The sequence below is a fragment of the uncultured Rothia sp. genome (genome assembly GCF_937976295.1).
Taxonomy (GTDB): Bacteria; Actinomycetota; Actinomycetes; order Actinomycetales; family Micrococcaceae; genus Rothia.
Map to the genome: position 1 here is coordinate 1 of NZ_CALJRY010000097.1, position 2176 is coordinate 2176.

The following is a 2176-nucleotide window of genomic DNA, read 5'->3' on the forward strand; positions in this document are numbered from 1 at the left end:
AGAGCAATAGTAGCTGTTCCGACAAGAAGCATCTCGAATACAACACTCGCAATCAAGCGTTCCTTATTCGTCGCAGGAAGAGTGTACGTAAGTTCTGTTAGCTCATCTGCTTTCAGGAATAGAATTCGCACAATTGTGTAAAACGCAGCAACCCAGAATATAGATGAAATACCCATACCTTCTAGCAATGGCGCTACCATTTCCGGGTTATTAAACGTTTGTCTAACAACACTGATACTCAGCAGAACATATCCTGCGTATAACGCTAAGACACCAAAAAATACGGCGTAACGAATTGGCCGATTTGCCAGAACTCCCCTTCCTAAAACACGGCGGCGCAGGAAAAGGAAATAAAAGTGAACGAGCTGATAAACCGCGCTGAACCTCATAGGTCCCCCTCGATTTCATCCACAGTTTTTCGGACCATCGCGTCGAGAGTTCCAAAGCGTTCTAGCAGAGCATCGGTAGCGTCGTCCTCGAGCACTACGCCGCGATGGAGGAAGGTAACACGGTCTGCGCACCTTTCTAGAAGCGTGAAGTCATGGCTACACAGCAGGATTCCGCATCCTTCATTGCGTAATGTACGCATATCGCGTTCAAAGGTGTAAATTGCATCGATGTCGATTCCGTTAAGCGTCTCATCAATGAGAGTGAGCGGTCGACGCAATAGCAACGCTGCAATGAGCTGAGTTTTCTTGCGCATACCGTGGGAGTAGTCTTCCATCAGATCGTGCTGTCGACCTGTCATCTGGTAACGCTTAAAGTACTCCGCTACAGCATTCTCATCCACTTTCTCCTTGTACAGAGAGTGGATAAAACGCAGATATTCCAGACCGGTCAAAAACTCCGGTAGATAGTCGTTGCTTGCCAGGTACATCAAGGAGGTGCGAGCAGCAAGGCTCTGGTGTTCATGACCGCTAATCTGAATATCGCCCTTCTTGGAGTGCAGAAGGTTACTTATCAGTTTCATGAGCGTGGATTTTCCAGAGCCGTTAGGTCCAATCAATCCATGAATTTCCCCGGAAGAAACTTGGAGCTGAACGTCGGTTAGGGCGGGTTTCCCAGCCCCGTACGCGTAGGTAATATCGTGCGCGTTGAGAAGCATATATGTCACACCCTTCATTGTGTGTTGACCAGAAATTATTCGGTGATTGGAAGTTGTTACGAAAGGGGCGGGCGGTCTCTTTTGGAGTCCCACCCCTTCCGTAGTTCTCAAATTCAGGGCATGGTCACCCTAAGTCGTTAGACGCATTCTACGAAAACACGGTTATAGCCCGCGCCCCATTCCCAGTTGCCAGTGAACCGGAACCTACCCTGCTGAAAGCACCAAATGGCCATAGCAGCAAAGAAAACAACCGACAGAACCAGCAGTACTGCCAGAAGGACAAGGAACCACCCGTCATAACGGATGATGAGCTTATTAGCCTCATTCTTGAGGCGGGCGGGAGCGCTCAATGCGCTTACTGCCATGCGATCAACCATGCTCGCATGGGCGGAACGTGAACAGTAGATACTGCCGACATTTTTACTCCTTCAGACTATGTTGTCTTCTAACACCAGTCTGGAAACAAATAAGTCCAGCCTGGTTTTATTTACACCAGGCTGGATCTTACATCGCTCCAGACTGGGGCTTATATCACGCCAGATTGGGGCTTACATTGCACCAGGCTGGAGCTTTGCACTCAAGTGTAATATGTTTACGCGTGCAATACTACCCTATTTGAGGAAATTCTTGAAAATTTTTCTCATTAACATTTATTGGGTAGATTCCTGAACGGTCAGGCTCAGATTATCTACTAAAAACACATCCACAAGCGGATTCATCAAGAGATTGATGACAGCATAATAAGCAAATACGGCAGGGAGTGATTCTGGTGCGGCAAGTTGAGCATGTTGCGGCAAATATATTGGTACGCGCTGAACCAAGCACCAAGGGGTCAGCTTTTGCTCAAGAGTACCGCAATATACAGGCCTAATCGACCATAGACACTGCAGCACTTACCGCCATCACTCAGAGAAGGGCGTTAAACGCTTGAGGGGCGGGGATTACTCCCCGCCCCTCAGGCGTTTGCGTTTTAAGATTTTGTGATCACGAGCCTCAGCTCGCAGGACCTAACCCGCGAGGGTTAGCCCATGAACACGCCGTTGCCGCGCTTCTCCAGCTGCTTCGGCGCGA

The 2176-nt window shown here is 48.9% G+C and carries 3 protein-coding genes; all 3 read right to left on the bottom strand.

The features are described 5' to 3' along the window. The coding region (locus Q0216_RS02530) for a hypothetical protein (protein WP_298592674.1) at nucleotides 1-389 on the bottom strand (389 nt) is incomplete at its 3' end. Beyond that, nucleotides 386-1105 carry an ATP-binding cassette domain-containing protein gene (locus Q0216_RS02535; protein ID WP_204860172.1) on the bottom strand — a complete coding sequence of 240 codons (720 nt, stop codon included), beginning with the start codon at nucleotides 1103-1105 and terminating at the stop codon, nucleotides 386-388. The genes Q0216_RS02530 and Q0216_RS02535, both read right to left, overlap by 4 nt. Before the next feature lie 137 nt (nucleotides 1106-1242). Beyond that, a complete protein-coding gene (locus Q0216_RS02540; RefSeq protein WP_298592677.1) occupies nucleotides 1243-1470 on the bottom strand; it encodes a hypothetical protein in 228 nt (75 codons plus the stop codon). Between the last annotated feature and the right edge of the window lie 706 nt (nucleotides 1471-2176).

Excerpts from the sequence above, each read along its gene's own strand:
- Q0216_RS02535 (WP_204860172.1), bottom strand. The coding sequence starts at position 1,105 with ATGCTTCTCAACGCGCACGATATTACCTACGCGTACGGGGCTGGGAAA.
- Q0216_RS02540 (WP_298592677.1), bottom strand. The coding sequence starts at position 1,470 with ATGGCAGTAAGCGCATTGAGCGCTCCCGCCCGCCTCAAGAATGAGGCT.